We start from the raw sequence: 23,410 nt of genomic DNA, 5'->3' as shown, positions 1-23,410 counted from the left end.
CACAGGGAGTTCAACCCATGACCCTCAAGACCATTCTGACCGGCGCCACGGTGGCGCTCGGCCTTGCCGCCGGAGCCGTGATCCCGGCGCAGGCGCAGGACGACAAGACCAAGGTCGGCTTCATCTATGTCGGCCCGATCGGCGATGGCGGCTGGACCTACGAGCATAACGAGGGCCGCCTTGCCGTCGAAGAGCATTTCGGCGACCAGGTCGAGACGGTCTATCAGGAAAGCGTCCCCGAAGGCGCCGACGCCACCCGCGCGATCACCCAGATGGCGCTGAATGGCGCTGACCTGATCTTTACAACTTCGTTTGGCTACATGGATGCCACCCTGGCCGTGGCCGAGAAATTCCCGGACGTGAAATTCGAACACGCGACAGGCTACAAGACCGCGCCGAACCTTTCGACCTACTCGGCCCGCTTTTACGAGGGCCGCGCCATCCAGGGTCATATCGCGGGCAAGATGACCGAGTCCAACATCGTGGGCTATATCGCCTCCTACCCGATCCCCGAAGTGATCCGGGGCATCAATGCGGCCTTCATCCATGCCCGCAAGGCGAACCCCGAGGTCGAGTTCAAGATCATCTGGGCCTATACCTGGTTCGACCCCGCCAAGGAGGCCGACGCCGCCACCGCGCTCATCGAACAGGGCGCCGACGTGATCCTGCAACACACCGACTCCACCGCGCCGCAGGCGGCGGCTGAAAAAGCCGGCGGCGTCGTCACATTCGGGCAGGCCTCGGACATGGCCGAATACAAGCCCTTCCCGCGCGTCAGCTCGATCATCGACGACTGGAAACCCTATTACATCGCCCGCACCCAGGCGGTGATCGACGGCACCTGGGAAAGCCATCAGGTATGGGACGGTATCGGCCCCGGCATGGTCGCCATCGGCGAGATCACCGACGCTGTGCCCGCCGAGGTGAAGCAAGAGGCGCTTGCCCTGAAGGACGCGATCGCATCGGGCGAATATCATCCCTTCACCGGCCCGCTGAAGAAGCAGGACGGCTCGGACTGGTTGGCCGAGGGCGAAACCGCCGATGACGGCACGCTTCTGGGCATGGATTTCTATGTCGAGGGCCTTGACGCCGACATCCCGCAATAACGATTAAGGCCGGGGGGCCAGCCCCCCGGACCCCCCGAGGTATTTGAGGCCAGATGAAGAGGCAGGCGCGCGCGAAAAGAGACACGAGAGGCCTTTCACATTCCCGCGCCGCGTGGCATTTTCGCGCCATGAAAAATATGATCACCTCCCCCGACGGCACAGCCGCAAGCCGTTTCGCCTTCGGCACAATGCAATTCGGCGGCCCCGCCGATGAGGGCCAGAGCCGCGCCATGTTCGACACCTGCATCGAGGCCGGCCTCAATCACTTCGACACGGCCTATGTCTATACCGACGGGGAAGCAGAAACCCTGCTCGGGCGCTTTGCCGCGCCGCTGCGCGAGCGGCTGATCATCGCCACCAAGGCAGGTTATCGCGGTGGCGCGGGGCGCGATAACCTTCGGGCGCAGTTCGATCTTTCGCGCCGGCGGCTGGGGATGGATCACGTGGATATCCTCTATCTGCACCGCTTCGATCCCGACACCGACCTCAACGAGACGATGCAGACCTTCGCCACCCTGCGCGAGGAGGGCAAGATCGCCCATATGGGCCTGTCGAATTTCGCCGCCTGGCAGGTGATGAAGGCCGCCTGCATCGCCGCGCGCTTCGATCTGCCGGTGTCGATCCTGCAGCCGATGTATAACCTCGTCAAACGCCAGGCCGAGGTCGAGATTCTGCCGATGTGCCAGAGCGAAGGCATCGCCGTGGCGCCCTATTCGCCGCTGGCGGGCGGGCTGCTGACCGGCAAATACGCCGCGGGCGGCACCGGGCGGCTGACCGAGAATGACCGCTATGCCGCGCGCTATGGTCAGGACTGGATGCACGCGGCGGCGAAGGGCCTCGGTGACATCGCCACCGAACTGGGCGTGAGCCCGGCCACGCTGGCCGCCGCCTGGGCCGCGCATCACCCCGCCAGACCGATGCCGATCCTTTCGGCGCGATCAACCGCACAGCTGCAACCGTCGCTCGACGCCATCGGCTTTGCGATGGACGAGGCGCTCCATGCCCGGCTGAGCGCTCTCAGCCCGGCACCACCACCCGCCACCGACCGCCTGGAAGAGGCCTGAAGATGGCGCGCCGCCTCAACCTGCCCGACAGTGCTTCGGTTGCGACGCCGGGGGAGGATAGCCGCCTCTACGCGCCTTCGGCCGAGCGCAACGCCGCGCCGATCCTGGATCTGCTGCGCCACCACGGGCCTGCCAGCGGGCGCGCGCTGGAACTTGCCGCGGGCACCGGCCAGCACGCCGCGCATTTCGCGCCAGCCCTTCCGGAACTCACCTGGCAGCCATCCGAGATCGACCCCGCGCGCCGCGCCAGCATCGACGCCTGGGCCGCCAGCGTGAACGCCCCCAATCTGCGCAAACCCATTGCGCTCGATGCCACCGCACCGGGCTGGAGCTCAGAACACGCCGGTCAGGACCTCATATTGCTGGTGAATCTCCTGCACCTCATCAGCACGGATGAGGCCCGGCAACTCATATCGGAGGCCGCACAGGCGCTCGCCCCTGACGGGCGCTTCATCATCTACGGCCCGTTCCTGCGCGCCGGCGAGGCCATTTCCGAGGGCGACGCCAGCTTTGACGCAAGCCTGCGCGCGCAGGATCCCGAGATCGGCTACAAGGATGATTTCGACGTGATCGACTGGCTGCACGACGCGGGCCTGACGCTTGTCGACGTGGTCGAAATGCCCGCGAACAATCTTTCCATCGTCACCCGCCGCCCGGCCTGACGGCGCCATTGAACAGGCGCGGCGATCCTGGCAGTCTGATCGCAACACATGCCGGAGGATCGAGGGCTGGTGGCGGCGCGTCGAAACTGGAGCGAAGATGAGGTGCGAAAGGCGCTGGCGCTCTATCTGCGCCTTGACTTCGGCAAGTTTCACAGCCGCAACCCGCAGGTCATCGCCCTTGGCGAAATGCTGGGGCGCACAGCCTCGGCGGTGGCGCTCAAACTGACCAATCTTGCCGCGCTCGATGACAGCCTGCCACAAAAGGGCATGGCGAACGCCTCGCGAACCGACCGGCGCGTCTGGACTGAATTCCTGCGTTCGCCTGACCCCGTCCTGCGCGCCTACGAAGAGCAGACGCGCGCGCATGGCCTGCCAACCGGTTTCGCCGAACGCCAGGCCGCCTTCGAGGCGCGCCAGGGCGAAATGCACACAAGCCAACATGCGCGGCGGCTGGGACAGGGGTTCTTTCGCGAGATGATCCTCACCTCCTATCGGGGCCGATGCGCGCTGACCGGGCTGGACAGTCCCAAACTGCTCACCGCCAGCCATATCGTTGGCTGGGCGGAAGACAGCACCGCGCGGCTCGATCCCTCGAACGGGATCTGCCTCAATGCGCTGCATGACCGCGCATTCGACCGGCACCTGATGACCTTCGACGACGATCTGCGCATGATGATCGCCCCGGACCTGCCCGAAGCGACGCAGCGCCAGCTCAGAAAGGGCGCCGCCGAGCGACTGTCGATGCCGTCGCGCTTCCTTCCCGATCCCGGCTTCATGTCACGCCATCGCGCCCGGTTTCACGCACGTCTCAATTAACGCATTCCTGCCGCCCGGTCTGATCTGGGTCAAGGTAGAGACCCGGCGCGCGCACTAGGAGATGCTTGAAACACATCGAGGAGTGCGAATGTGACCTGGGCCGGTAAACTGAACGACACACGCCAACAACTGCGGGCGCTCAACAAGACCATACCCGACACCGCCCAGGCCTTTGGCGCCCTTGGCAAGGCGGTCAAGGAAGGCGGCGTTCTGGAGTTCAAGACCAAGGAATTCGTCGCCCTGGGCATCGCCGTCGCTACCAAATGCGAGGCCTGCATCGGTCTCCATGTCGAGGCGCTGGTGCGCTGCGGTGCCACCCGCGACGAATTGGGCGACGTGCTGGCCATGACCATCCAGATGGGTGGCGGGCCATCGATGATGTATGCCGCCAAGGCGCTGGACTGCTTCGACGAATTGACGGGTCAAGGCTGACTGCCACTCCCGGAAAGACCAGCCGCGGCCACCATTCGCCTCGCGAATGCGGAAGGCCGGGTCGCTTTTCCCCTTTCGCATCGGGCAATGATCTGCGTCTCATGTCCGCGATCAGTTACACGTATACAGGGGTTAACGAATGTCGATCATGAGACTTCTCGAACAGGCGCAAGGCGGACAGGGCCTGAGCCAGCTTGCCAGCCAGTTCGGACTTGACGAAACCAAGGCGCAGGCACTGACCGGCATGCTGGCGCCCGCCATCGGCCAGGCCGCGAAAAAGCGCGCGGAAACCGGGCAGGCCGAAACCGTGCTCGGCTTCATGAAAGGCGAGGACAAGGCCGCCTTCTTCGACGATGCCAGCGCCGCCGCGACTCCCGAGGGGGTCGCACAGGGTCAGTCCTTTCTGAACAGCCTGATGGGCGACGCCGCCGCGACCGAAGGGCTGGCCAGTGCCGCTGCCGAGAAGGCAGGCGTCGATCAGGGCACGGTCGCGCAATTCCTGCCGGCGCTTGCCGCGATGGCGCAGGGCGGGCTGCAAAAGCAGATGCCCGATTCCTCGATCGACGGCATGCTCGGCATGATCCAGGGGGCTGGCGGTAGCGGCGGCCTGATGGGCATGATCGGCGGGCTTTTGGGCGGCAAGGGCGGCGCGGCATCCTCGGGGCCGGACCTTTCGATGCTGACCGGAATGCTTGACGCCGATGGCGACGGCTCGGTCATGGATGATATCCTTGGCAAGTTCATGAAATGAACGCGAAAGGGGCAGACGCCAGCGTCTGCCCCGCTCCATTCCGGCCGGTCTGTTTCTTCAGCGCTTGCCTCAGCCCGCCGCTGTCCAGCGATCGGCGAAATCGAAGGCCTGGTCATAGCCGAACAGCGCCGCCGCGCCGCCGGTATGCAGGAACACGACCCGCTCGCCCTTCTTGAAATGGCCCTTGCGGATCAGGTCGATCAGACCAGCCGCACCCTTCGCCGAATAAACCGGATCCAGCAGGATCGCCTCCAGTTCGGCGAACATGCGGATGGCCTCCAGTCCGCTTTCGGTGGGAATGCCATAGCCCTCGCCCACGTAATCGGTATTGGCGACCACATCCTCACGCTTGACCACACCCGCGCAGCCCAGCTTTTCGGCAGTGGTGCAGGCGAGGTTGTAAACGTTCTCTTCCTGCTTTGCCTTGGGCGCGCGCACCCCGATCCCAAGAAGCGGGATCTGCGCGTTCATCGCCTGAAGCCCGGCGATCAGACCCGCCTGCGTGCCCGCACTGCCGGTGGCATGGACCAGGTGGTCGATCCTGAGGCCCGTACCGTTGACCTGCGACAAGAGTTCAAAGGCGCAGTTCACATAGCCCAATGCGCCGGTCGCATTCGAGCCGCCGCCGGGAATGGTATAGACCTTGCGACCTTCGGCGCGCAGCCTTTCGGCCACGGTCTCCATCTCGGCATTCATGTCGCCGCCGCCGCTGCGCTTCTCGGTCGTGGCGCCGTGCAGGTGATCCAGCAGCACATTGCCGTTATGGTTGTAATTCGCATCGTTCGAACCCGTTCGGTCCTCCAGCAGGATATGACAATCCATCCCCAGCTTGGCGGCGAATGCGGCGGTCTGGCGGGCATGGTTCGACTGCGTCGCGCCTTGCGTCATCACCATGTCGGCGCCCTGCGCCTCGGCCTCGGCCATCAGGAATTCCAGCTTGCGGGTCTTGTTGCCGCCGGTGCTCAGCCCCGTGCAATCGTCGCGCTTGATCCAGATCTCCGGCCCGCCCAGTTCGGCGCTCAGCCGGTCGAGACGTTCCAGCGGCGTGGGCAGATGCGCCAGGAAATGGCGTGGGAAGCGGGCGAGATGCATGGGGAGTCCTCCTTATAATGCGCTATACTTCAGATAACCTGGCCCAGGCCCCTTCGCAAATGCGAATAGCGCAATGCATATTGTGCAACTTGCATCTTGTAGCGGTGCACCCTATCCCCTCTCTTATGCGTCTCGATTGGCTCGAAGATATCCTTGCGGTGCTCGACACCGGCTCCTTTGCCCGTGCGGCGATGGCCCGCAACCTCACGCAATCCGCCTTTACCCGGCGCATCCGCAGCATCGAGGATGGCATCGGTGCCGCCCTGTTCGACCGCTCCCGCAAGCCCGTGCAACTGCTGCCTGACGTGCGCGCGCGCGAAGCCGAGATGCGCCGCATGGCCGCCGACCTGCGCGCGCTGCGTGATGGTCTGCGCCAGTCTGCCTCGGGCGCGGGGCGCATCGTGTCGCTGGCCTGCCAGCATGCGATCACCACCACCGTCTCGCCCCGCCTCGTTCACCTGCTGGCGCAGGACCGCTCGGTGCGGGTGCGCTCGGGTAATCGCGACGACTGCCTCGCACAGCTTGTCACCGGCGAGGTCGATCTGGCTGTGATCTACGACTCACCCCTCGGGCCGCCCCGCCCCGACAGCCGCGTCTTCACCGAGCTCTCGATCGGCGCGGAACCCCTGGTCGCCGTCTGCGCGCCCGCTCTGTCCAGCCGCGATCCCGCCGAACCGCTGGCGATTATCGCCTATCCGGGTGACGTGTTCCTCGGGCAGGTGGTGGAGCGCGCCGTCCTGAGCCGCCTGCCCCCCGACACCGATATCAGGCGCAAGGCCGAAACCGCGCTGACTCTGGCAGCGCTCCAATATGCACTCGATGGCATCGGCATTGCATGGCTTCCTCACGGCGTCGCCGGCGAGGCGCTGGCGCAAGGTCACCTGGTACGCGCACCGCTTGACGGCCCCGACCACATGCTCGATCTGCGCATGATCCGCCTGGCCGAGCCGATCCGCCCCGCTGCCCTGAAATGCTGGGACATGCTGCGCACCGTCCTCGCCCCCAAATGAAAAAGGCCGGGCTTTCGGCCCGGCCCTTCGCTTCAGCCATCCACCCGGATGACCTCGTTCCTGGGGTCGTAGGGGCTGTCCTCGACCACCTCGGCATCCCACAACTGGTTCAGGATTCGCACCTTCAGCTTCTGGCCGATCTCGGCCTTGTCGGGGCTGACATAGCCCATGCCGATGGATTTCCCGAAGGCCACCGAATAGCCCCCCGATGTCAGGCGGCCCACGCGCTGACTCCCATCGAACAGCACCTCCGCGCCCCATGGGTCGGCATCCTCAGGACCATCGATCAGCAGGGTGACGCATTTGACCCGCACACCAAGCGCATTCATCGCATCCTTGCCCTGGAAGTCCTTCGACTGGTCCACGAAACGCGGCAGATCGGCCTCGAGCGGCGTCGCATCGCGGCCCAGCTCATTGCCGAAGGCGCGATAGGATTTCTCTTGGCGCAGCCAGTTCTGAGCGCGCGCGCCGACCAATTTCATGCCATGCTTGCGGCCCGCATCTTCCAGCAGGTCGAAAAGGTAGTTCTGCATCTCGATAGGGTGATGCAGCTCCCATCCCAGCTCGCCCGTATAAGCCACGCGGATCGCGCGTACCGGGCACATGCCCAGCTCGATATCGCGCTGGCTCAGCCACGGGAAACGCTTGTTGGAAAGCGCGGTGCCGGGTTCGGCATCCTTGATGACCTCATTCAGAACATCGCGCGATTTCGGCCCGGCAATGGCGAAGACACCCCATTGCGTGGTCACGTCCTCGACCGCGATATAGCCAAACTCGGGCGCCTTGTCCTCAGCGCATTTACGCAGGTAGTCGCCGTCGTAATCCGTCAGCGCCCCGGAGGAGACCAGGTAATAGCTCTCCTCGCCAAGGCGCACGATGGTGTATTCTGTGCGCGTCGTGCCCTGGGGCGTCAGCGCATAGGTCAGGTTGATCCGCCCCACCTTGGGCAGCCGGTTGCAGGTGAACCAATCCAGGAACGCCGTCGCCCCCGGCCCCTTCACGGTATGCTTGGTAAAGGCCGACGCGTCGATCAGCCCGACACCCTCGCGCACCGCCTTCGCCTCCTCGACCGCATATTGCCACCAGCCGCCACGGCGGAAACTGCGCGCGCCATGGTCGAAATCGGCGGGCGCATCCACGGGGCCGTAATAATTGGGCCGCTCGAAACCGTTGACGACACCGAACTGGGCGCCGCGCGCCTTCAGGCGGTCATAGCTGGGCGCGGTGCGCAGCGGGCGGCAGGCTTCGCGCTCCTCGTCGGGATGGTGCAGAACATAAACGTGGCTATAGGCCTCCTCGTTCTTGCGCGCGCCATATTCGGTGGTGATCCAGCTGCCGAACCTCTTGGGATCGAGCGAGGCCATGTCGATCTCGGCTTCGCCCTCAACCATCATCTGCGCCATGTAATGTCCGGTGCCGCCCGCGGCGGTGATCCCGAAACTGAACCCCTCGGCCAGCCACATGTTGCGCAGCCCCGGCGCCGGGCCGACCAGCGGGTTGCCATCGGGCGTGTAACAGATCGGACCGTTGAAATCGTCCTTCAGACCCACGGTCTCCGAACTGGGAAGCCGGTGGATCATGCTCATGTATTCCTCCTCGATCCGATCGAGGTCCAGCGGAAAGAGATCGGCGCGGAAACTGTCGGGCACGCCGTATTCGAAACGCGCAGGCGCATTGCGCTCATACGGGCCAAGGATCCAGCCGCCGCGCTCCTCGCGCACATACCACTTGGCATCGGCATCGCGCAGCACCGGATGCTCGGGATTGCCCGCCTTGCGGTAGTCCACCAGCGCCGGGTCGGGCTCGGTCACGATGAACTGATGCTCGACCGGGATGGCCGGTGTCTTGATGCCCAACAGGCGCGCCGTGCGCTGCGCATGGTTGCCCGTGGCGGTGACCACATGCTCGGCCGTGACAACAACCTGCTCCTCGGACGGCACAAGGTTGCCGCCCTTCTCGACCATCTTGGTCAGCGTCACCTCCCAGGCCTCACCATTCCAGTGATAGGCATCCGCCTGCCACTTGCGCTCGATGGCGACGCCGCGCTGGCGCGCGCCCCGCGCCATGGCCATGGTCACGTCGGCCGGGTTGATATAGCCATCGGTCGGATGATAGATCGCGCCGTTCAGATCGTCGCAATTGACCAGCGGCCAGCGTTCCTTGATCTGCGCGGGCGTCAGCCACTCGAAGGGCACCCCCACCGTTTCCGCGGTGGAGGCATAGACCATGTATTCGTCCATCCGCGCATCGCTCTGCGCCATGCGCAGGTTGCCCACCACCGAGAACCCCGCATTGAGCCCGGTCTCCTCTTCAAGCGTCTTGTAGAACCTGACCGAGTAGTCGTGGATATGGGTGACCGCATAGGACATGTTGAACAGCGGCAGCAGCCCCGCGGCGTGCCAGGTGGAACCGCTCGTCAGCTCGTCGCGCTCCAGCAGCATGACATCGTCCCATCCGAACTTTGCCAGATGGTAGGCGATTGATGTGCCGATGGCGCCGCCACCGACGATCAGGGCTTTGACATGGGTCTTCATTGGGCTGCGACTCCTTGAATGGCGTTGGACCCTGTTTATCAGTCCTGCATCGCCACGCAGGGTCCAGCCGACACAAGATTGCGCAAAACCGACGCCCGGCGCCATCTTCACCGCGCCAAGACGCCTGCGCGCTTCATCTTGCTCCAAATACTCCCGCCGGAGGCATCCGGCGCCCGCCGGGCGCGCCGCGCCTGACAAACCGGGCGAAACCGCCTGTCGCCCAGATGAGAACGGCGCGGGGTTCGCCCGCGCCGACGCTTGTCTGCAGGATCATCCGCGCCGTCAGTTCGGCACCACCTCGCCGGTGGGATGCGGCGTGGTCGCGGTTTCGGCCGGCAGGATCGGATAGATCACCTCGGGCACCTTGCCGGTCAATGCGCCGAGGAAGGCGACGATGTCGTCGACCTCGGGCTCGGTCAGTTCGGTGCCGAGCTGCGAGGTCCCCATGATCGCCACGGCGACCTTCAGATCCCAGACCTTGCCGGAATGGAAATAGGGCGCGGTCTGGTCGATATTGCGCAGGGGCGAGGCGCGGAACACATAGGAATCATCCGCCGTCGCGGTGACCTGGAAGCGGCCCTTGTCATCGGGCGGCAGCACATCGGCACCGGGCTTCTCGATCAGGCCGAAGGGAAAGTACCCCGTGCCGCCGAGATTGACGCCGTTGTGGCAAGAGGCGCAGCCCTTGTCCATGAAAAGCTCAAGCCCCACCTTCTGCTGGTCGGTTAGGGCGTTGTCGTCGCCATTGAGGAAGGCGTCAAAGGGCGCGGGCGTGATCAGCGTGGCTTCGAACGCCTCGATCGCCTTGGCGAAATTGTCGAAGGTGACGGGATCCGCCTCCTCGGGGAAGGACGCCTTGAACCAGTCCTGATATTGGGGCATCGAATTGAGCGTGGCGAGCACGTTGTCGGGCGTGTTGGCCATTTCAACACCGGCCTGGACGGGACCCTTGGCCTGTTCGGCAAGGTCGGCGGCACGGCCATCCCAGAACTGCGCTTCGTTGAACACGGCGTTCAGCACCGTGGGCGAGTTGCGCGGCCCCTGCTGCCAGCCATGGCCGATCGAGGTGGGCATGTTGTCATCACCGCCGGTCGCGAGGTTGTGGCAGGAGTTGCACGAGAACACCCCCGAGGCCGACATGCGCGGATCGAAGAACAGCGCCTTGCCCAGTTCGATCTTTTCCGGGGTGATTATGTTATCTTTGAGCGCAGGCACCGTCGAGGGCAGGGCTGCGAACATATCGAGCGCATTATCGCGCAATTCGGATGCCTGCGCCCCGGACGACAGCGCCAGAACCGAGGCGGTTCCAAGCGCAAGATGACGTAAAACTGACATGGATTCCTCCAGAACCTCAATTGACGTTCGCGCGTCTGGAATCATTCTAATCGAGGCCGGTTCACGCCACGTTGACGCAGATCAAGAATCTGCACGGCATACGGACGATCATGGTTTCGCCGGGCCTCTCTCGCGCGCAACATCTTTCCACCGGGTTGCGGATGGGTGGCACAGACGCCTCTTTTCATGAAAACGTCCAACTCACCCTTGAATCCCGCCATAATGCGGGGCTAAGGCCCTGATCAAGCCTGCGCCGCTTCTGGCGGCGTCCCCTTTTCGCGAAGCAGAATCCGAGAGTTATGATGACCCAGCAGAACCTGGCCCCCATTCCCGAGTTATACGTATCCTATGAATCCGCCCAGAAGCTGAAGGGCGAAGCCGGCGATCTGATCAGCTGGGATCTGACACCGCGCCAGATCTGCGATCTGGAACTGCTGATGAATGGCGGGTTCAGCCCGCTCAAGGGCTTCATGAGCGAAGCCGATTACGACGGCGTGGTCGAGAATATGCGCCTGGCCGACGGCGCGCTCTGGCCGATGCCGATCACGCTGGATGTTTCGGAGAGCTTTGCCGAAGGGCTGGAACTGGGACAGGATATCGCGCTGCGCGACCAGGAGGGCGTGATCCTCGCCACGATGACGGTCACCGACCGCTGGACCCCCGACAAGCCGCGCGAGGCCGAAAAGGTGTTCGGCGCCGACGATCTGGCACATCCGGCCGTGAACTACCTGCATCACAGCGCCGGGAAGGTCTATCTGGGCGGGCCGGTCACTGGCATCCAGCAGCCGGTGCATTACGATTTCCGCGGCCGCCGCGACACGCCCAATGAACTGCGCGCGCTGTTTCGCAAACTGGGCTGGCGCAAGGTCGTCGCCTTCCAGACCCGCAACCCGCTGCACCGCGCCCATCAGGAGCTGACCTTCCGCGCCGCCAAGGAAGCGGAGGCCAACCTCCTGATCCATCCGGTCGTCGGCATGACCAAGCCGGGCGACGTGGATCACTTCACCCGCGTGCGCTGCTATGAGGCGGTGCTGGACAAATACCCGGGATCGACCACCACGATGAGCCTGCTCAACCTGGCGATGCGCATGGCCGGTCCGCGCGAGGCGGTCTGGCACGGGTTGATCCGCAAGAACCACGGCTGCACCCATTTCATCGTCGGGCGCGACCATGCCGGCCCCGGCAAGAACAGCGCGGGCGAGGATTTCTACGGCCCCTATGACGCCCAGGACCTGTTCCGCCAGCACCAGGAAGAAATGGGAATCGAGATGGTCGATTTCAAACATATGGTGTTCGTGCAGGAACGCGCCCAATACGAGGCCATCGACGAGATTGAGGACCGCGACAATGTCACGATCCTGAACATCTCGGGCACCGAGCTGCGCCGCCGCCTGCGCGAGGGGCTGGAGATTCCCGAGTGGTTCTCGTTCCCCGAAGTGGTGCGCGAGCTGCGCCACCGCTACCCGCCGCGCAGTCAGCAGGGTTTCACCGTCTTTTTCACCGGCTTCTCGGGCAGCGGCAAATCCACGATCGCCAACGCGCTCCTGACCAAGCTGATGGAGATGGGTGGCCGCCCGGTCACGCTTCTGGATGGCGATATCGTGCGCAAGAACCTGAGTTCCGAGCTGGGCTTCTCCAAGGAGCATCGCGACCTCAACATCCGTCGGATCGGCTATGTGGCGAGCGAGATCACCAAGAATGGCGGCATCGCCATCTGCGCCCCGATCGCGCCCTATGCCGCCACCCGGCGCGCCGTGCGCGAGGATGTCGAGCAGTATGGCGCCTTTGTCGAGGTGCATGTCGCCACCACGATCGAAGAATGCGAACGTCGTGACCGCAAGGGTCTCTACAAGCTGGCACGCGAGGGAAAGATCAAGGAATTCACCGGGATTTCGGACCCCTACGATGTGCCCCAGGACCCCGAGCTGCGCGTCGAGACCGAGAATGTCGAAGTCGACAACTGCGCCCATCAGGTGATCCTGAAGCTGGAACAGATGGGCCTGATCGCGGGCTGACGCGCCTCCGGTTCCCGCTTGAAGCAACGACGGGCCGCCCTTGCCGGGGCGGCCCGTTTGCGTTTAGCCAGTTGCCATGTATGCGATTTCTCTCAGTTCGATCCCGCCACGTTTCGCGCGCATCGGGCCGGTGCTGGAAAGCCTTCTGGCGCAGCGCCCCGCACCCGAGCGGGTGATATTGGCGCTGCCCCGCCGCTATGTCCGGTTCTACGGCCCGGTGCAGGCCCCTGCCCTGCCCGCCGGGGTCGAGCTCATGTGGAGCGCACAAGATCACGGCCCCGCCACCAAGGCCCTGGTGGCGTCGGACCGGCTGGCGGGGCAGGTGCCGCGGCTGATCTATTGCGATGATGACTGGATTGCGGGGCCGGGTTGGGCGGCGGCACTTCTGGAGGCTGCGCACCCGGACGAGGCGGTCACGGGACAGGGCTTCAGCGTGGCGCGGCTGGGGCGGGTTTCAGGCGCACCGACGCCGGAACATGCGGATATCGCGCAGGGGTTCTCGGGCGTGCTGATCGACCCTGCCTGGCTGTCCGGGCCGGATCTTGCCCCGCCCACAGCCGTCCGGGCGGTGGATGATATCTGGCTGTCAGGCCTGCTCGCGGCCCGGGGCATCGCCATTCGCAGCGCGCCGCCTGCGCGTGAAGCACTGCGCCCGGCCTTTGCCGACGATCACGCACTGCAAGACAGCCTGATCGCCGGGCAAGGACGCCATGATGCCAACCTGACCGCTGCTGCGCTCATTCACGCGCGCCACGATATCTGGCCCAAGGCGACCTGAGCGTACGCCGCGTCACGAATGGTCAGCGAATATATCGAGCGATCAGTGAACCGTCACCGGCGTCATGTTGTTCTGGCGCGCCAGCACAAAGGCAAGGCGACGGTCGCGCACCAGCGCAAGGCGCTCACCCGCAGCCGAGTGCAGCGCATAGAGCGTCTCACTGCCCATGGCCTGCTCACGCATTTCCTCGGGAAGGTCCGCCACGTTCACAGGCCGGACATAGACGATGTTGCGGCCCTCGTCGGCACCGAAATCGTACCTGGTTTCCATATCGGTTACCCCTTGTTGATCCTGATCCGCTGCACCACGGTTTCGGGTTCGGCGCGCGTGAGGTCCACATGCAGCAGACCGTTTTCGATGATCGCCTCGCCCACTTCGACGCCATCCGCCAGCACGAAAGAGCGCTGGAACTGGCGCGCGGCAATCCCGCGGTGCAGATAGACACGGGTGTCGGCCTCATCACTCTGGCGGCCACGGATCACCAGCTGGCGGTCCTCCACCGTGATCGACAGATCCTGTTCGCAGAACCCGGCCACGGCCAGCGTGATCCGGTAGGAACTCTGCGAGGTCTGTTCGATATTGAACGGGGGATAGCCCTCGTTGCCGGATTTGGCACTGCGTTCAAGCATGCGTTCCAACTGCTCGAACCCGAGCATATAAGGGTGCGACCCCAACGTGAGCTTTGTCATCGACACGTCCTTCATCAAAGCGACAGTCCATGCCGGACCCCATTCCGGCGATCCGACAAGGCAAATATGGGGGCTGGCTGCCGCCCGTGCAAGGGCTTTGCCGGGGCATGCAAAAGCGGTATCCTCACAGCCGGGGCCAGTCACAGGGAATCATCGGCATGAACGCTTTCAGCGATCTCTCCATGAAATCGGACGAGGTGCTGCGCATCGAGCTTGAGGAATTCCGCCGTCAGCACCGCGACCTGGACGATGCGATCGCCGCCCTTCAGGAGAAGGGATCGAGCGATCCGCTGACTATCAAGCGCCTCAAGCAGCAGAAATTACGGCTCAAGGACATGATCGCCTATATCGAGGATCGCCTATACCCCGATATCATCGCCTGACCCCGATTGCGTCGGGGCCTGCGATGGGTATAGTGCGCGCTCCAAAGCAAGGGGCCAGTGACATGGGCGCAGACACAGGCAAGATCAAGGTCGGCATCATCATGGGCAGCCAGTCGGACTGGCAGACCATGCGCGCCGCCGCGGAGATCCTCGATGAGCTCGAGGTGCCTTACGAAACCCGGATCGTCTCGGCGCATCGCACGCCCGACCGGCTGTGGGATTACGGCAGCAAGGCCGCCGGACGCGGATTGCAGGTGATCATCGCCGGGGCCGGAGGCGCGGCGCATCTGCCGGGGATGATGGCCTCGAAGACGCGGGTGCCGGTAATCGGCGTGCCGGTGCAGAGCAAGGCGCTCGCGGGCGTCGACAGCCTGTATTCCATCGTGCAGATGCCAAGGGGCTTCCCGGTGGCGACCATGGCGATCGGCGCGGCGGGGGCGGCCAATGCCGGGCTGATGGCCGCAGCGATCCTGGCCAATGGCGACCCGTCGCTGGCGCAGCGCCTCGACGCTTGGCGCGCGACCCTTTCCAACTCGATTCCGGAAGAGCCGCAAGATGACTGAACCCCTTTCGACCGGCGCGACGATCGGTATCCTGGGCGGCGGGCAACTGGGCCGGATGCTGGCCGTGGCCGCATCGCGCCTGGGCTTTCGCACCTGCGTGTTCGAACCGGGCGCCGACTGCCCGGCAAGCCATGTGGCGGGGCAGCATATCGCCGCCCCCTACGAGGACGAGGCCGCGTTGCGCCGGTTCGCCGCCGCTGTCGATGTGGTCACTTTCGAGTTCGAGAATATCCCGACCTCGGCGCTGGACATGCTGGACGCTTGCGGCAAACCCGCGCGTCCGGGGCGCAACGCGCTGCGCATCAGCCAGGACCGGCTGACCGAAAAGGCGTTCCTGACGGAGCTGGGGCTCAAGACCGCGCCCTTCGCCGCCATTGATGATGAAATCGACCTGGCCGAGGCCCTGGCCGAGATCGGCCTGCCCGCGATCCTGAAAACCCGGCGACTGGGATATGACGGCAAGGGCCAGGCGCGGATCACCGCGCCCGAGGACGCCGAAAGCGCCCTTGCCGCCATGCAGGGGCAGCCCGCGATCCTGGAAGGATTCGTGGAGTTCAGCCACGAGGTTTCGGTGATCGGCGCGCGCAACCTGTCCGGCGACGTGGCCTGCTTCGACCCGGGCGAGAACCTGCACGAAGACGGTATCCTGCGCCGCACCACGGTGCCCGCGCGCCTGAACAATGCGCAGCGAAGCGATGGGGTTCTGCTGACCGGGCAAATCCTCAACAAGCTCGACTATGTCGGGGTGATGGGGGTGGAACTGTTCGTGACCTCCGAGGGGCTGATCGTCAACGAGATTGCACCGCGCGTGCATAATTCCGGCCACTGGACGCAGCAGGGCTGCGCCATAGACCAGTTCGAGCAGCATATCCGCGCCGTGGCGGGCTGGCCGCTGGGCGATGGCAGCCGATATGCGGATGTGGTGATGGAGAACCTGATCGGCGATGACATCACGCGCGTGCCCCATATCGCCCGCGAACCCGGCGCGGCGCTGCATCTTTACGGCAAAGGCGACACCAGGCCGGGGCGCAAGATGGGCCATGTGAACCGCGTCACGCGCGGCTGAACGGGGTCGCCCGAACATGGGGGCGCCGCCCCCGTCGCAGCAAGCTGCGACTCCCCCGAGGTATTTTCAGCCAGATGAAGTCCGGATCGCGCCAGGCTTCATCTTGCCCCAAATACTCCCGCCGGAGGCCCCTTCGCCCATCAGGCCCGACACCGAAACGATACCGACGCGATGACCGACGCGACACCGATCCCGGAATCCGACGTGTTCTCAAGCCCTTCACTCGCCCAGCGCGATCCCTTCGCGGCGGGGATCGGCCCCGCCGCGCAGCGTCGCGCCAATTGCGATCGCCTGCAATCCCGATACCAGCGGACGCGCCGAAACCTCGTATCCCAGCGCCTCGAGACGCGCCGCAAGGCGCGGCGAGACACGCCCCGCCTCAACATCGAAAACGCCGAAACGATTGACCATGTTGGGTAGGCTAACCGCCTGCTGCACATCCATTTTCCAGTCCAGATGCGCAATGATCGCCTTGACCACGTAACCGATGATCCGGCTGCCGCCGGGACTGCCCACAATCAATACGGGGGCCCCATCCTTCAGCACGATGGTCGGCGCCATCGAGGATCGCGGCCGCTTGCCCGGCTCCACCCGGTTGGCCACCGGAACGCCGTCTTCATGGCTTCTGAAGGAAAAATCAGTCAACTCGTTGTTCAGCAGGAATCCCCGCACCATCAGCCGCGACCCGAAGGCGTTCTCGATTGTCGTGGTCATCGACAGCGCGTTGCCGTAACGATCCGTTAACGAAATATGCGAGGTCGAGGGAAACTCGATTGATTCGTCATCCGCCAGGTCAAGCGCGTGGTCGAATGCCGGCTGCCCCGGCGCCACCTCCGGCAGCGCGTCATCGCCCCTCAGAACTTGCGAACGGCGTTCAAGATAATCCTTGGCGATCAAACCCTTGACCGGGATCGGCACAAAATCGTCATCGGCCATGTAGCGCCCCCGGTCGGCAAAGGCCAGGCGGCTCGCGTCGCCGATCAGCCGCCAGGCCTCTGGGCTCCCGGGCCCCATCGCACCAAGGTCGAAAGGCTCCAGCATCCCCAGGATCTGCCCCACCGTCAGCCCGCCCGAAGATGGCGGCCCCATGCCGCAGACCTCGTAGGCGCGGTAAGCGATGCAGACCGGTGCGCGCTCCTTGACGCGATAGATCGCAAGGTCGGTCTCGGTCATGACCCCCGGATTGCCCTGCGCGCCGCGCACCGTGGCGACGATGTCGCGGGCGATCTCGCCGCTGTAGAAGGCCACCGCGCCATCGCTTGCGAGACTGCGCAATGTCTCGGCATATTCCGGGTTTCGCAGTCTCTCGCCCACTTCCAACAGGCTGTTGTCACTCAGGAAATAGTCCCTTGTCGGGCCAAACCGCGACAGGCGCAGCGCATCGCCCGCCGCCATGATCGAAAGGCGCGGGCTCACCGCGAAGCCCTCCTCGGCCAGCGCAATGGCGTCATCGAACAGCCCCGCCCAATCGGCGCGTCCCCAGCGTTCATGCGCCGCTTCCATCAACGCAGGCGTGCCCGGAACCCCCACCGAGCGCCCGCCGACCACGGCATCATAGAACTGCATCGGTTCACCCGTTGCGTCCTGGAACAGCCGCGGCGTCGCCGCCAGCGGCGCCGTCTCGCGCCCGTCAAGCGTGGTGATTTCACCGGTCCCGCCATCGCGCCAGACCAGGAACGCCCCGCCCCCCAAGCCCGAGCTTTGCGGCTCCACCAGCCCCAGCACCGCCTGCACCGCCACCATCGCATCCGCCGCCGTGCCGCCCGCGCGCAGCACTCTGGCACCGGCCTCGGCCGCGAGCGGATTAGCCACCGAAACCATCCAGTCTTGCGCCTCGACGGGCCTGCCTGCGGCCTTCGCAGCCTCAGCCGCAGCGACCTCGGACGATGCCGGCACCGACGCCGCGGACCCCACGCCCGCACCTTCCGGCGCCACGCTGTCGGTCGCCTGCTGCGCCCAAAGCGCGCCCGAAAACAGCATGGCAGCGGCAAACGCCGTCAGGATCGTTCTCATGTCCAACCCTCCCTGGATGGCGCGCCTTACAGCATGGCCGGAACCACCTGATCGGGCGGGCGGTGGCCGTCCTGAAAGGTCTTGATGTTGACGATCACCTTCTCGCCCATCTCGATGCGACCCTCGACGGTCGCCGAACCCATATGCGGCAACAACACCACGTTCTTCAGCTCGCGCAGGCGCGGATTCACCTCGGCACCATGCTCATAGACATCAAGCCCCGCGCCGGCGATCTCGCCAGCGCGCAGCATCCGCGTCAGCGCATTCTCGTCGATCACCTCGCCCCGCGAGGTGTTCACGATCACCGCTTCCGGCTTCATCAGCTTCAGGCGTCGCGCGTTCATCAGGTGAAAGGTCGAAGGCGTATGCGGGCAGTTGATGCTGAGCACATCCATCCGCGCGACCATCTGGTCGAGGCTTTCCCAATATGTCGCGCCGAGCGCCTCCTCGCTCTCGGGGCGCAGCCGCCGGCGGTTGTGGTAATGGATCTGCATGTTGAATGCCGCCGCGCGCCGCGCCACCGCCTGACCGATGCGGCCCATCCCGAGGATCCCGAGCCGACGCCCCGACAGCCGCCCGCCCAGCAAGGCGCTTGGCGACCAGCCTTCCCAGCCTCCCGACTGCATCAGCGCCAGCCCCTCGGGGATGCGCCGCGCGACGCCAAGGATCAGCGCCATCGCCATGTCGGCCGTATCATCGGCCGAGACACCCGGCGTGTTCGACACGAGGATACCGTGCTGACGGGCGGTCTGCACATCGATATGATCGACCCCCGCCCCGTAATTGGCGATCAGCTTCAGACGGTCACCCGCCTGCGCGATCAGGGCCGCGTCGATCCTGTCGCTCAAGGTCGGCACCAGGATATCAGCCTCGCGCATCGCGCTGGCAAGCGCGGCGCGGCCCAGCGGTGTGTCATCCTCGTTCAGGGTAACGTCGAACAATTCGGCCAGCCGGCTTTCGACCGGCGCGGGCAAGCGTCGCGTAACGACAACACTCAGACGTCCAGATGACATGCACCCCCTCCTTTCACTTTTCATGCCGGCATATTGCTGCCAGAGTGGCGCAGGAACGGACGGGGCACAAGAACCCCATGCCGATCATCGAGCAGAAATCGGATCACGGGCCATGAAATCGCGTCTTGGGTTGTTAAGCGCATTGGCGCTCTCACTGGGGCTTGCAACGCAATCCCCAGCGGCCGACCGTGGTCCGGTAACCAACCTGCCCCTGCCCCGCTTCGTGTCGATGAAGGCCAGCGAAGGCAATGTCCGCCGTGGCCCCAGCCTGACACACCGGATCGACTGGGTCTTCAAGCGCAGAGATATGCCGCTGGAAATCACTGCCGAGCACGGCCACTGGCGTCGCGTGCGCGACCGCGACGGCGCGGGTGGCTGGATTCACTATTCATTGCTCTCGGGCGTGCGGACCGCCATCGTAGAAGAGGAGACACTGGAGCTCCACGCCAAGCCCGATCCGGCATCGATGGTCGTGGCCCGGCTTGAATTCGGCGTAATCGCGCGCATCGATTCCTGCAGCATCGACTGGTGCCGGCTTTCTGCGGGCGGCTACGCCGGCTGGAGTCTGAAAACCGCGATATGGGGCGTTCACCCGGGCGAAACCCTCGATTGACCCGGACCCGCGCGGTCGCCACGCCCCACAGCCAGAGGCCTTGTGACGACGCTTTTGGCAGCCCTCAGCATTGATCGGTTTTTTTTCGCTTCGGGCCTTGAACCGGGTCAAGGTCCAGAGTAATTAGCGCGTCACCGTTGGGGTGTAGCCAAGTGGTAAGGCAGCGGTTTTTGGTACCGTGTACCGTAGGTTCGAATCCTACCACCCCAGCCAAGCACTTCCCAAATTCGAGACCATGCGAGGTACGCAGCGGATTGTGGCGTAAGTTCAAAGGCTTGCGTGAGTTGCTTTCTTTCGCAGACACCAGAACGCCGCGCAAATGGCGCTCCATAGGGCTAAAGTCTGCGTTGGCCGTTTTCGCCATACGAGGTTGAGAAGGTTTGGATCAGAGAGTCGCCAGAAGCTGGCGCTGTGCGGTCCACTCGGATGGCAGATCGTGTCGCAAACACCACTCGGAGGTAAAGCCCGGCGGCTGTTGTCCATCCAAGACATCCCGGACGATGTCGGGAGCCAGAAAGGCCAGACCTACAAGTTGCTGGATGCGACGCTTCGAGATGTCGTCGGTCGTGGCGATGTCTGAGAAGGTTTCACCTGCTTTGATCCGTTCGAACCAGGCATGGGCGCGCGCGATGTTGCGGATCAGGGTATTGTCTATTTCTTGAGGCCGATCAGCCAAGATGATCTTGGTCTCCACCCCGCGTTTACGAAGCTGGAACGGGAATGTGTGAGCGAGAGCGGACTTATTCAGATCGTCTGGGACCATGTCCAATACTTTAGCAAGTTCGACCGGGTCGAGCCTTAGTTGAACTGTGCCAGGCGCCAGATCGATCCGATCGACGAGCTTCAGAGGCGTTGCCAGAGCGCCATCAGCAGCGTTGGCGGCAAGGCAAGCCGCGTGCCGACCAATCGCATCCGCTGATACATTCTCAACAAGCTTTGCCAAAAACCCCGTTGAAGTGAGGGTGGATTCGATCAGATTCACAATCTTTCGCTCAAGCTCCGCGGCCGGCAATCTCCACGCATCCGGACGAGGCTTTCCGCTCTGTGCGATCAGGCGGTGAGAGATGTAGTAGCGCAGACGGACCCCTGCCTTAGTCTTTGAGTGCGACGGGGTCAGCCTGTCGCCGGTCTCATCATGGAGTTTTCCGCAAAGCAGGCTTCTGCTCTTAGCTTTCCGCCTGTCTCGGGTGCGGGTCGCACCTGTTTTCAGCCTGTCCTGAACTCTCTCCCATCGCTCCGGCTCGATGATCGCTGGATGAGCCCCCTTATGGACCTTTTCGCGATGCCGGATGCGGCCCGCGTAGATCGGGTTGGTCAGAATGTGATGGATGTGGCCACGGTCAAAGTGGCCGCCGCCGGTCACGCGCCCGCTGGCGGAGGTTCTGCGGCGGCTTCGCAGATTAAGGCGTTCTGCTTCATCCCTGACCGCGCGCACTGTCCCAAATCGTTCGTAGAGATCGTAGAGCGTTCTGATCGCCTCAGCCTCGACTTCATTGAGCTTCAGCGTGCGGCCATCCGCGTCATACCCCATGGGCACCTGCCCGCCCATCCAAAGCCCCTTGCGCTTGGACGCTGCGATCTTGTCGCGGATGCGCTCAGCGGTGACTTCACGCTCAAACTGGGCAAACGAGAGCAGCATGTTCAGGGTCAGCCGCCCCATCGAGGTTGCCGTATTGAAGGACTGGGTGACCGAGACGAAGGACGCATCAGCCGCATCAAGGGTATCGACGATCTTGGCAAAGTCGGCGAGCGAGCGGGTCAGGCGGTCGATCTTGTAGACTACGATCTGATCCACGCGACCGTCCCGCACGTGATCGAGCAAGCGCTGCAAGGCAGGACGCTCCAGCGACCCGCCGGACAAGCCGCCATCATCATACTCTTCGGACAACAGGACCCAACCTTCGTGCCTCTGGCTGGCGATATAGGCGGCACAAGCCTCCCGCTGTGCATGGAGCGAGTTGAACTCCTGCTCCAGCCCATCCTCCGAGCTCTTCCGAGTGTATATGGCGCAGCGGACCTTGTTCATGGCCCCTTCCCCGCTCGGCTATTCAGGCCAAAGAAGCGCGGCCCGGACCAAATCGTGCCGGTGATCTGTTTTGCGATTGCTGAGAGCGATGCCCAGGTTCGACCGTCAAGAATGTAGCCGTCGGCTGTCACCTCAACGTGGTAGGTGCGCCCGTTCCATTCGCGTACGAGAAGCGCGCCGGGACGCAGGCGACCTGGCGAGGCAGTGGCGGATGGTCGGCCTTCCGCGATGCGCCTCAACGCAGTTCGCGTCTTGGCGGGCAAGCCGCCGTTCTGTCGGCACTGGGCCTCATAAGAGATCGCGTGCTCCATGAAACTCACCGACAGGTATGCTGGCGGAGGAGCCCCGAAGGCCTCCTCCCAGTGCATGCGCACCTGGTCCCGGTCCGGATGCGGCTTACCCGGCATGAGCGGACACCTTGGGCTTTAGCTTGCTGTCCGCTGGGTCGGGTGCAGCCGTGATCCGATACCGCGTCGGCTTACCTGCGTTGGACTTCTCTGCTGCGATCTCATACCCGGCTTTGCGCAACCCGCTCAGTGCCGCGCGCGTCGTATGGCTTTGCCAGCCGAGTTTCCGGCTGAGTGCGGCAACATCACTGCCGGCCTTGCCGCTCAGCATGCGGATCAATTGCTCCTTCTTGGTCGTTCGTTTTATTAGAGATTTTGACTTCGCGCCTGTCTTAGATTGATTGGGGCTGGCTGTCGTCATGGTCGTTTCCCTTGCTCAATGGCAGGGACGTTTTGCCCCTGCTACCAAACAAAGCCCGACATTCCGGGCCGAAGGTCACGATCAAACACTTGCGTCGCGGGTGACAGTACCGCTCGACGCACGCGCGAAGTCCAGTTGAGAATGACGGCCAAACGGAGGAAATCTGCGGGGCCAAAGGGGAACTGGGGGCGGAAACCGGACTTTCGCTGCGCTATGCGCCAAAGTCGGCTTTGAGGACACCGAGCCGATGTAAATGAGTTCTATGCCTTGCTTCATTTGGAACAATTGTCGTCGGGCTTTGCCCTGTCTTGTATGGCGACAAATTGAGGTTCGCGTTATGGTACGGCGATGAACTCAGATTTCTACCTTCACCGAACCCTTTTCTCTGACGACAAGACCTATAGCGAAGCTGCTCTTTTGGCCGCATCGCGCTTCATTGTAGTCTTGGCAGAACCCGGAGCAGGCAAAACCCGCCTGATGGAGAGTTTGGCGAAGCAATTGGGTGCTTCTCTTGTTACTGCAAACCGATTTTCCCACACAGGCGCTCAGACAAACGATTCTCCACTACTTCTTGATGCATATGATGAATTGGCCAAGATCGACGCCAGCGGTATTTACAAGATTGACCCAGCCCCTTAATGTGGGCCGTTTGGATGTAGAATCCGTTCCTGTTTCTTTCTCGTGATTAGGTTGCGGTCAAGGCCTGCTGAGCGGAGTCCTTGCGTAGCTCAAGCGCAGCAG

General features: G+C 63.9%; 24 protein-coding genes and 1 tRNA gene. 15 read left to right on the top strand and 10 right to left on the bottom strand.

What is annotated here, in order from left to right; genetic code table 11:
• The first annotated feature begins 17 nt into the window (after window positions 1–17).
• The 6 genes from N5A93_RS17640 to N5A93_RS17615 all read left to right on the top strand — a co-directional run bounded on the left by N5A93_RS17640 (window position 18) and on the right by N5A93_RS17615 (window position 4,831).
• Window positions 18–1,106, top strand: a complete 1,089-nt coding sequence (locus N5A93_RS17640) for a BMP family ABC transporter substrate-binding protein (RefSeq protein WP_268956411.1) — start codon at window positions 18–20, stop codon at window positions 1,104–1,106.
• A 128-nt stretch (window positions 1,107–1,234) separates the two neighbouring features.
• On the top strand, window positions 1,235–2,170 hold the full coding sequence (locus tag N5A93_RS17635; protein WP_268956410.1) for an aldo/keto reductase: 936 nt from the start codon (window positions 1,235–1,237) through the stop codon (window positions 2,168–2,170).
• A gap of 2 nt (window positions 2,171–2,172) precedes the next feature.
• On the top strand, window positions 2,173–2,832 hold the full coding sequence (locus N5A93_RS17630) for a DUF938 domain-containing protein (protein ID WP_268956409.1): 660 nt from the start codon (window positions 2,173–2,175) through the stop codon (window positions 2,830–2,832).
• A 48-nt stretch (window positions 2,833–2,880) separates the two neighbouring features.
• Window positions 2,881–3,648, top strand: coding sequence for an HNH endonuclease (locus N5A93_RS17625; RefSeq protein WP_268956408.1), 768 nt, complete (start codon window positions 2,881–2,883; stop codon window positions 3,646–3,648).
• A 90-nt stretch (window positions 3,649–3,738) separates the two neighbouring features.
• Window positions 3,739–4,080, top strand: a complete 342-nt coding sequence (locus N5A93_RS17620; protein ID WP_268956407.1) for a carboxymuconolactone decarboxylase family protein — start codon at window positions 3,739–3,741, stop codon at window positions 4,078–4,080.
• A gap of 139 nt (window positions 4,081–4,219) precedes the next feature.
• Entirely contained in the window at window positions 4,220–4,831 is a 612-nt protein-coding gene (locus N5A93_RS17615; protein ID WP_268956406.1) for a DUF937 domain-containing protein, read from the top strand.
• Window positions 4,832–4,900: 69 nt separating this feature from the next.
• Here N5A93_RS17615 and cuyA read toward each other — a convergent pair whose 3' ends face one another.
• Window positions 4,901–5,923, bottom strand: a complete 1,023-nt coding sequence (cuyA, locus tag N5A93_RS17610; RefSeq protein ID WP_268956405.1) for a D-cysteate sulfo-lyase — start codon at window positions 5,921–5,923, stop codon at window positions 4,901–4,903.
• A 125-nt stretch (window positions 5,924–6,048) separates the two neighbouring features.
• Here cuyA and N5A93_RS17605 point away from each other — a divergent pair, with 125 nt between their 5' ends.
• Complete coding sequence (locus tag N5A93_RS17605; protein WP_268956404.1) at window positions 6,049–6,933, top strand: LysR family transcriptional regulator; 885 nt, start codon at window positions 6,049–6,051, stop codon at window positions 6,931–6,933.
• A gap of 32 nt (window positions 6,934–6,965) precedes the next feature.
• Here the strand turns inward: N5A93_RS17605 and N5A93_RS17600 are convergent, their stop codons facing one another.
• Both N5A93_RS17600 and N5A93_RS17595 read right to left on the bottom strand, forming a co-directional pair.
• Window positions 6,966–9,467, bottom strand: coding sequence for a GcvT family protein (locus N5A93_RS17600; RefSeq protein ID WP_268956403.1), 2,502 nt, complete (start codon window positions 9,465–9,467; stop codon window positions 6,966–6,968).
• A gap of 282 nt (window positions 9,468–9,749) precedes the next feature.
• A complete protein-coding gene (locus N5A93_RS17595; RefSeq protein ID WP_328407290.1) occupies window positions 9,750–10,802 on the bottom strand; it encodes a cytochrome-c peroxidase in 1,053 nt (350 codons plus the stop codon).
• 302 nt (window positions 10,803–11,104) lie between these two features.
• On the opposite strand from N5A93_RS17595, the gene N5A93_RS17590 reads away from it, so the two are divergent.
• Together N5A93_RS17590 and N5A93_RS17585 are read left to right on the top strand one after the other, a co-directional pair.
• Entirely contained in the window at window positions 11,105–12,817 is a 1,713-nt protein-coding gene (locus N5A93_RS17590; RefSeq protein ID WP_268956402.1) for a bifunctional sulfate adenylyltransferase/adenylylsulfate kinase, read from the top strand.
• A 76-nt stretch (window positions 12,818–12,893) separates the two neighbouring features.
• Complete coding sequence (locus N5A93_RS17585) at window positions 12,894–13,595, top strand: hypothetical protein (RefSeq protein WP_268956401.1); 702 nt, start codon at window positions 12,894–12,896, stop codon at window positions 13,593–13,595.
• Window positions 13,596–13,637: 42 nt separating this feature from the next.
• Here the strand turns inward: N5A93_RS17585 and N5A93_RS17580 are convergent, their stop codons facing one another.
• Window positions 13,638–13,865, bottom strand: a complete 228-nt coding sequence (locus N5A93_RS17580) for a DUF1150 family protein (RefSeq protein ID WP_268956400.1) — start codon at window positions 13,863–13,865, stop codon at window positions 13,638–13,640.
• A 5-nt stretch (window positions 13,866–13,870) separates the two neighbouring features.
• A complete protein-coding gene (locus N5A93_RS17575; RefSeq protein WP_268956399.1) occupies window positions 13,871–14,284 on the bottom strand; it encodes an Hsp20 family protein in 414 nt (137 codons plus the stop codon).
• A 158-nt stretch (window positions 14,285–14,442) separates the two neighbouring features.
• Between N5A93_RS17575 and N5A93_RS17570 the strand changes: the two genes are divergently transcribed.
• From N5A93_RS17570 to N5A93_RS17560, 3 genes are all read left to right on the top strand, one after another.
• Window positions 14,443–14,667, top strand: a complete 225-nt coding sequence (locus tag N5A93_RS17570) for a YdcH family protein (RefSeq protein ID WP_268956398.1) — start codon at window positions 14,443–14,445, stop codon at window positions 14,665–14,667.
• A gap of 62 nt (window positions 14,668–14,729) precedes the next feature.
• On the top strand, window positions 14,730–15,230 hold the full coding sequence (purE, locus tag N5A93_RS17565) for a 5-(carboxyamino)imidazole ribonucleotide mutase (protein ID WP_268956397.1): 501 nt from the start codon (window positions 14,730–14,732) through the stop codon (window positions 15,228–15,230).
• A complete protein-coding gene (locus N5A93_RS17560; RefSeq protein ID WP_268956396.1) occupies window positions 15,223–16,296 on the top strand; it encodes a 5-(carboxyamino)imidazole ribonucleotide synthase in 1,074 nt (357 codons plus the stop codon). Before purE ends, N5A93_RS17560 begins: the two co-directional genes overlap by 8 nt.
• 219 nt (window positions 16,297–16,515) lie before the next feature.
• On the opposite strand, the gene ggt is transcribed toward N5A93_RS17560, so the two are convergent.
• Window positions 16,516–18,309 carry a gamma-glutamyltransferase gene (ggt, locus tag N5A93_RS17555; protein WP_268956395.1) on the bottom strand — a complete coding sequence of 598 codons (1,794 nt, stop codon included), beginning with the start codon at window positions 18,307–18,309 and terminating at the stop codon, window positions 16,516–16,518.
• A gap of 26 nt (window positions 18,310–18,335) precedes the next feature.
• Entirely contained in the window at window positions 18,336–19,322 is a 987-nt protein-coding gene (locus N5A93_RS17550; protein ID WP_268956394.1) for a 2-hydroxyacid dehydrogenase, read from the bottom strand.
• Window positions 19,323–19,434: 112 nt separating this feature from the next.
• Here N5A93_RS17550 and N5A93_RS17545 point away from each other — a divergent pair, with 112 nt between their 5' ends.
• A complete protein-coding gene (locus tag N5A93_RS17545; RefSeq protein ID WP_268956393.1) occupies window positions 19,435–19,935 on the top strand; it encodes an SH3 domain-containing protein in 501 nt (166 codons plus the stop codon).
• A 138-nt stretch (window positions 19,936–20,073) separates the two neighbouring features.
• Window positions 20,074–20,148, top strand: a tRNA-Gln gene (locus N5A93_RS17540).
• A 172-nt stretch (window positions 20,149–20,320) separates the two neighbouring features.
• Here N5A93_RS17540 and N5A93_RS17535 read toward each other — a convergent pair.
• Genes N5A93_RS17535 through N5A93_RS17525 form a run of 3 tightly spaced genes read right to left on the bottom strand, consistent with a single transcriptional unit; the run spans window position 20,321 to window position 22,669 of the window.
• Window positions 20,321–21,961, bottom strand: coding sequence for a recombinase family protein (locus tag N5A93_RS17535; protein ID WP_268956392.1), 1,641 nt, complete (start codon window positions 21,959–21,961; stop codon window positions 20,321–20,323).
• Window positions 21,958–22,329, bottom strand: coding sequence for a DUF2924 domain-containing protein (locus N5A93_RS17530; RefSeq protein ID WP_268956427.1), 372 nt, complete (start codon window positions 22,327–22,329; stop codon window positions 21,958–21,960). The genes N5A93_RS17535 and N5A93_RS17530 overlap by 4 nt, the downstream gene beginning before the upstream one ends.
• Before the next feature lie 28 nt (window positions 22,330–22,357).
• Window positions 22,358–22,669, bottom strand: coding sequence for a DUF3489 domain-containing protein (locus N5A93_RS17525; RefSeq protein ID WP_268956391.1), 312 nt, complete (start codon window positions 22,667–22,669; stop codon window positions 22,358–22,360).
• 348 nt (window positions 22,670–23,017) lie between these two features.
• On the opposite strand from N5A93_RS17525, the gene N5A93_RS17520 reads away from it, so the two are divergent.
• Window positions 23,018–23,308 (top strand): hypothetical protein, encoded by a 291-nt coding sequence (locus N5A93_RS17520; RefSeq protein ID WP_268956390.1) that lies wholly within the window; start codon window positions 23,018–23,020, stop codon window positions 23,306–23,308.
• The last annotated feature ends 102 nt before the right edge of the window (window positions 23,309–23,410 follow it).

Source organism: Roseovarius salincola (genome assembly GCF_026891095.1).
In the GTDB taxonomy this organism is placed as follows: domain Bacteria; phylum Pseudomonadota; class Alphaproteobacteria; order Rhodobacterales; family Rhodobacteraceae; genus Roseovarius; species Roseovarius salincola.
This window is presented reverse-complemented; position numbering and strand designations above follow the sequence as displayed.

Coding starts and splice junctions, on each gene's coding strand:
- N5A93_RS17640 (WP_268956411.1), top strand. CDS start 18: ATGACCCTCAAGACCATTCTGACCGGCGCCACGGTGGCGCTCGGCCTT.
- N5A93_RS17635 (WP_268956410.1), top strand. CDS start 1,235: ATGAAAAATATGATCACCTCCCCCGACGGCACAGCCGCAAGCCGTTTC.
- N5A93_RS17630 (WP_268956409.1), top strand. CDS start 2,173: ATGGCGCGCCGCCTCAACCTGCCCGACAGTGCTTCGGTTGCGACGCCG.
- N5A93_RS17625 (WP_268956408.1), top strand. CDS start 2,881: ATGCCGGAGGATCGAGGGCTGGTGGCGGCGCGTCGAAACTGGAGCGAA.
- N5A93_RS17615 (WP_268956406.1), top strand. CDS start 4,220: ATGTCGATCATGAGACTTCTCGAACAGGCGCAAGGCGGACAGGGCCTG.
- cuyA (WP_268956405.1), bottom strand. CDS start 5,923: ATGCATCTCGCCCGCTTCCCACGCCATTTCCTGGCGCATCTGCCCACG.
- N5A93_RS17605 (WP_268956404.1), top strand. CDS start 6,049: ATGCGTCTCGATTGGCTCGAAGATATCCTTGCGGTGCTCGACACCGGC.
- N5A93_RS17600 (WP_268956403.1), bottom strand. CDS start 9,467: ATGAAGACCCATGTCAAAGCCCTGATCGTCGGTGGCGGCGCCATCGGC.
- N5A93_RS17595 (WP_328407290.1), bottom strand. CDS start 10,802: ATGTCAGTTTTACGTCATCTTGCGCTTGGAACCGCCTCGGTTCTGGCG.
- N5A93_RS17590 (WP_268956402.1), top strand. CDS start 11,105: ATGACCCAGCAGAACCTGGCCCCCATTCCCGAGTTATACGTATCCTAT.
- N5A93_RS17585 (WP_268956401.1), top strand. CDS start 12,894: ATGTATGCGATTTCTCTCAGTTCGATCCCGCCACGTTTCGCGCGCATC.
- N5A93_RS17580 (WP_268956400.1), bottom strand. CDS start 13,865: ATGGAAACCAGGTACGATTTCGGTGCCGACGAGGGCCGCAACATCGTC.
- N5A93_RS17575 (WP_268956399.1), bottom strand. CDS start 14,284: ATGACAAAGCTCACGTTGGGGTCGCACCCTTATATGCTCGGGTTCGAG.
- N5A93_RS17570 (WP_268956398.1), top strand. CDS start 14,443: ATGAACGCTTTCAGCGATCTCTCCATGAAATCGGACGAGGTGCTGCGC.
- purE (WP_268956397.1), top strand. CDS start 14,730: ATGGGCGCAGACACAGGCAAGATCAAGGTCGGCATCATCATGGGCAGC.
- N5A93_RS17560 (WP_268956396.1), top strand. CDS start 15,223: ATGACTGAACCCCTTTCGACCGGCGCGACGATCGGTATCCTGGGCGGC.
- ggt (WP_268956395.1), bottom strand. CDS start 18,309: ATGAGAACGATCCTGACGGCGTTTGCCGCTGCCATGCTGTTTTCGGGC.
- N5A93_RS17550 (WP_268956394.1), bottom strand. CDS start 19,322: ATGTCATCTGGACGTCTGAGTGTTGTCGTTACGCGACGCTTGCCCGCG.
- N5A93_RS17545 (WP_268956393.1), top strand. CDS start 19,435: ATGAAATCGCGTCTTGGGTTGTTAAGCGCATTGGCGCTCTCACTGGGG.
- N5A93_RS17535 (WP_268956392.1), bottom strand. CDS start 21,961: ATGAACAAGGTCCGCTGCGCCATATACACTCGGAAGAGCTCGGAGGAT.
- N5A93_RS17530 (WP_268956427.1), bottom strand. CDS start 22,329: ATGCACTGGGAGGAGGCCTTCGGGGCTCCTCCGCCAGCATACCTGTCG.
- N5A93_RS17525 (WP_268956391.1), bottom strand. CDS start 22,669: ATGACGACAGCCAGCCCCAATCAATCTAAGACAGGCGCGAAGTCAAAA.
- N5A93_RS17520 (WP_268956390.1), top strand. CDS start 23,018: ATGAACTCAGATTTCTACCTTCACCGAACCCTTTTCTCTGACGACAAG.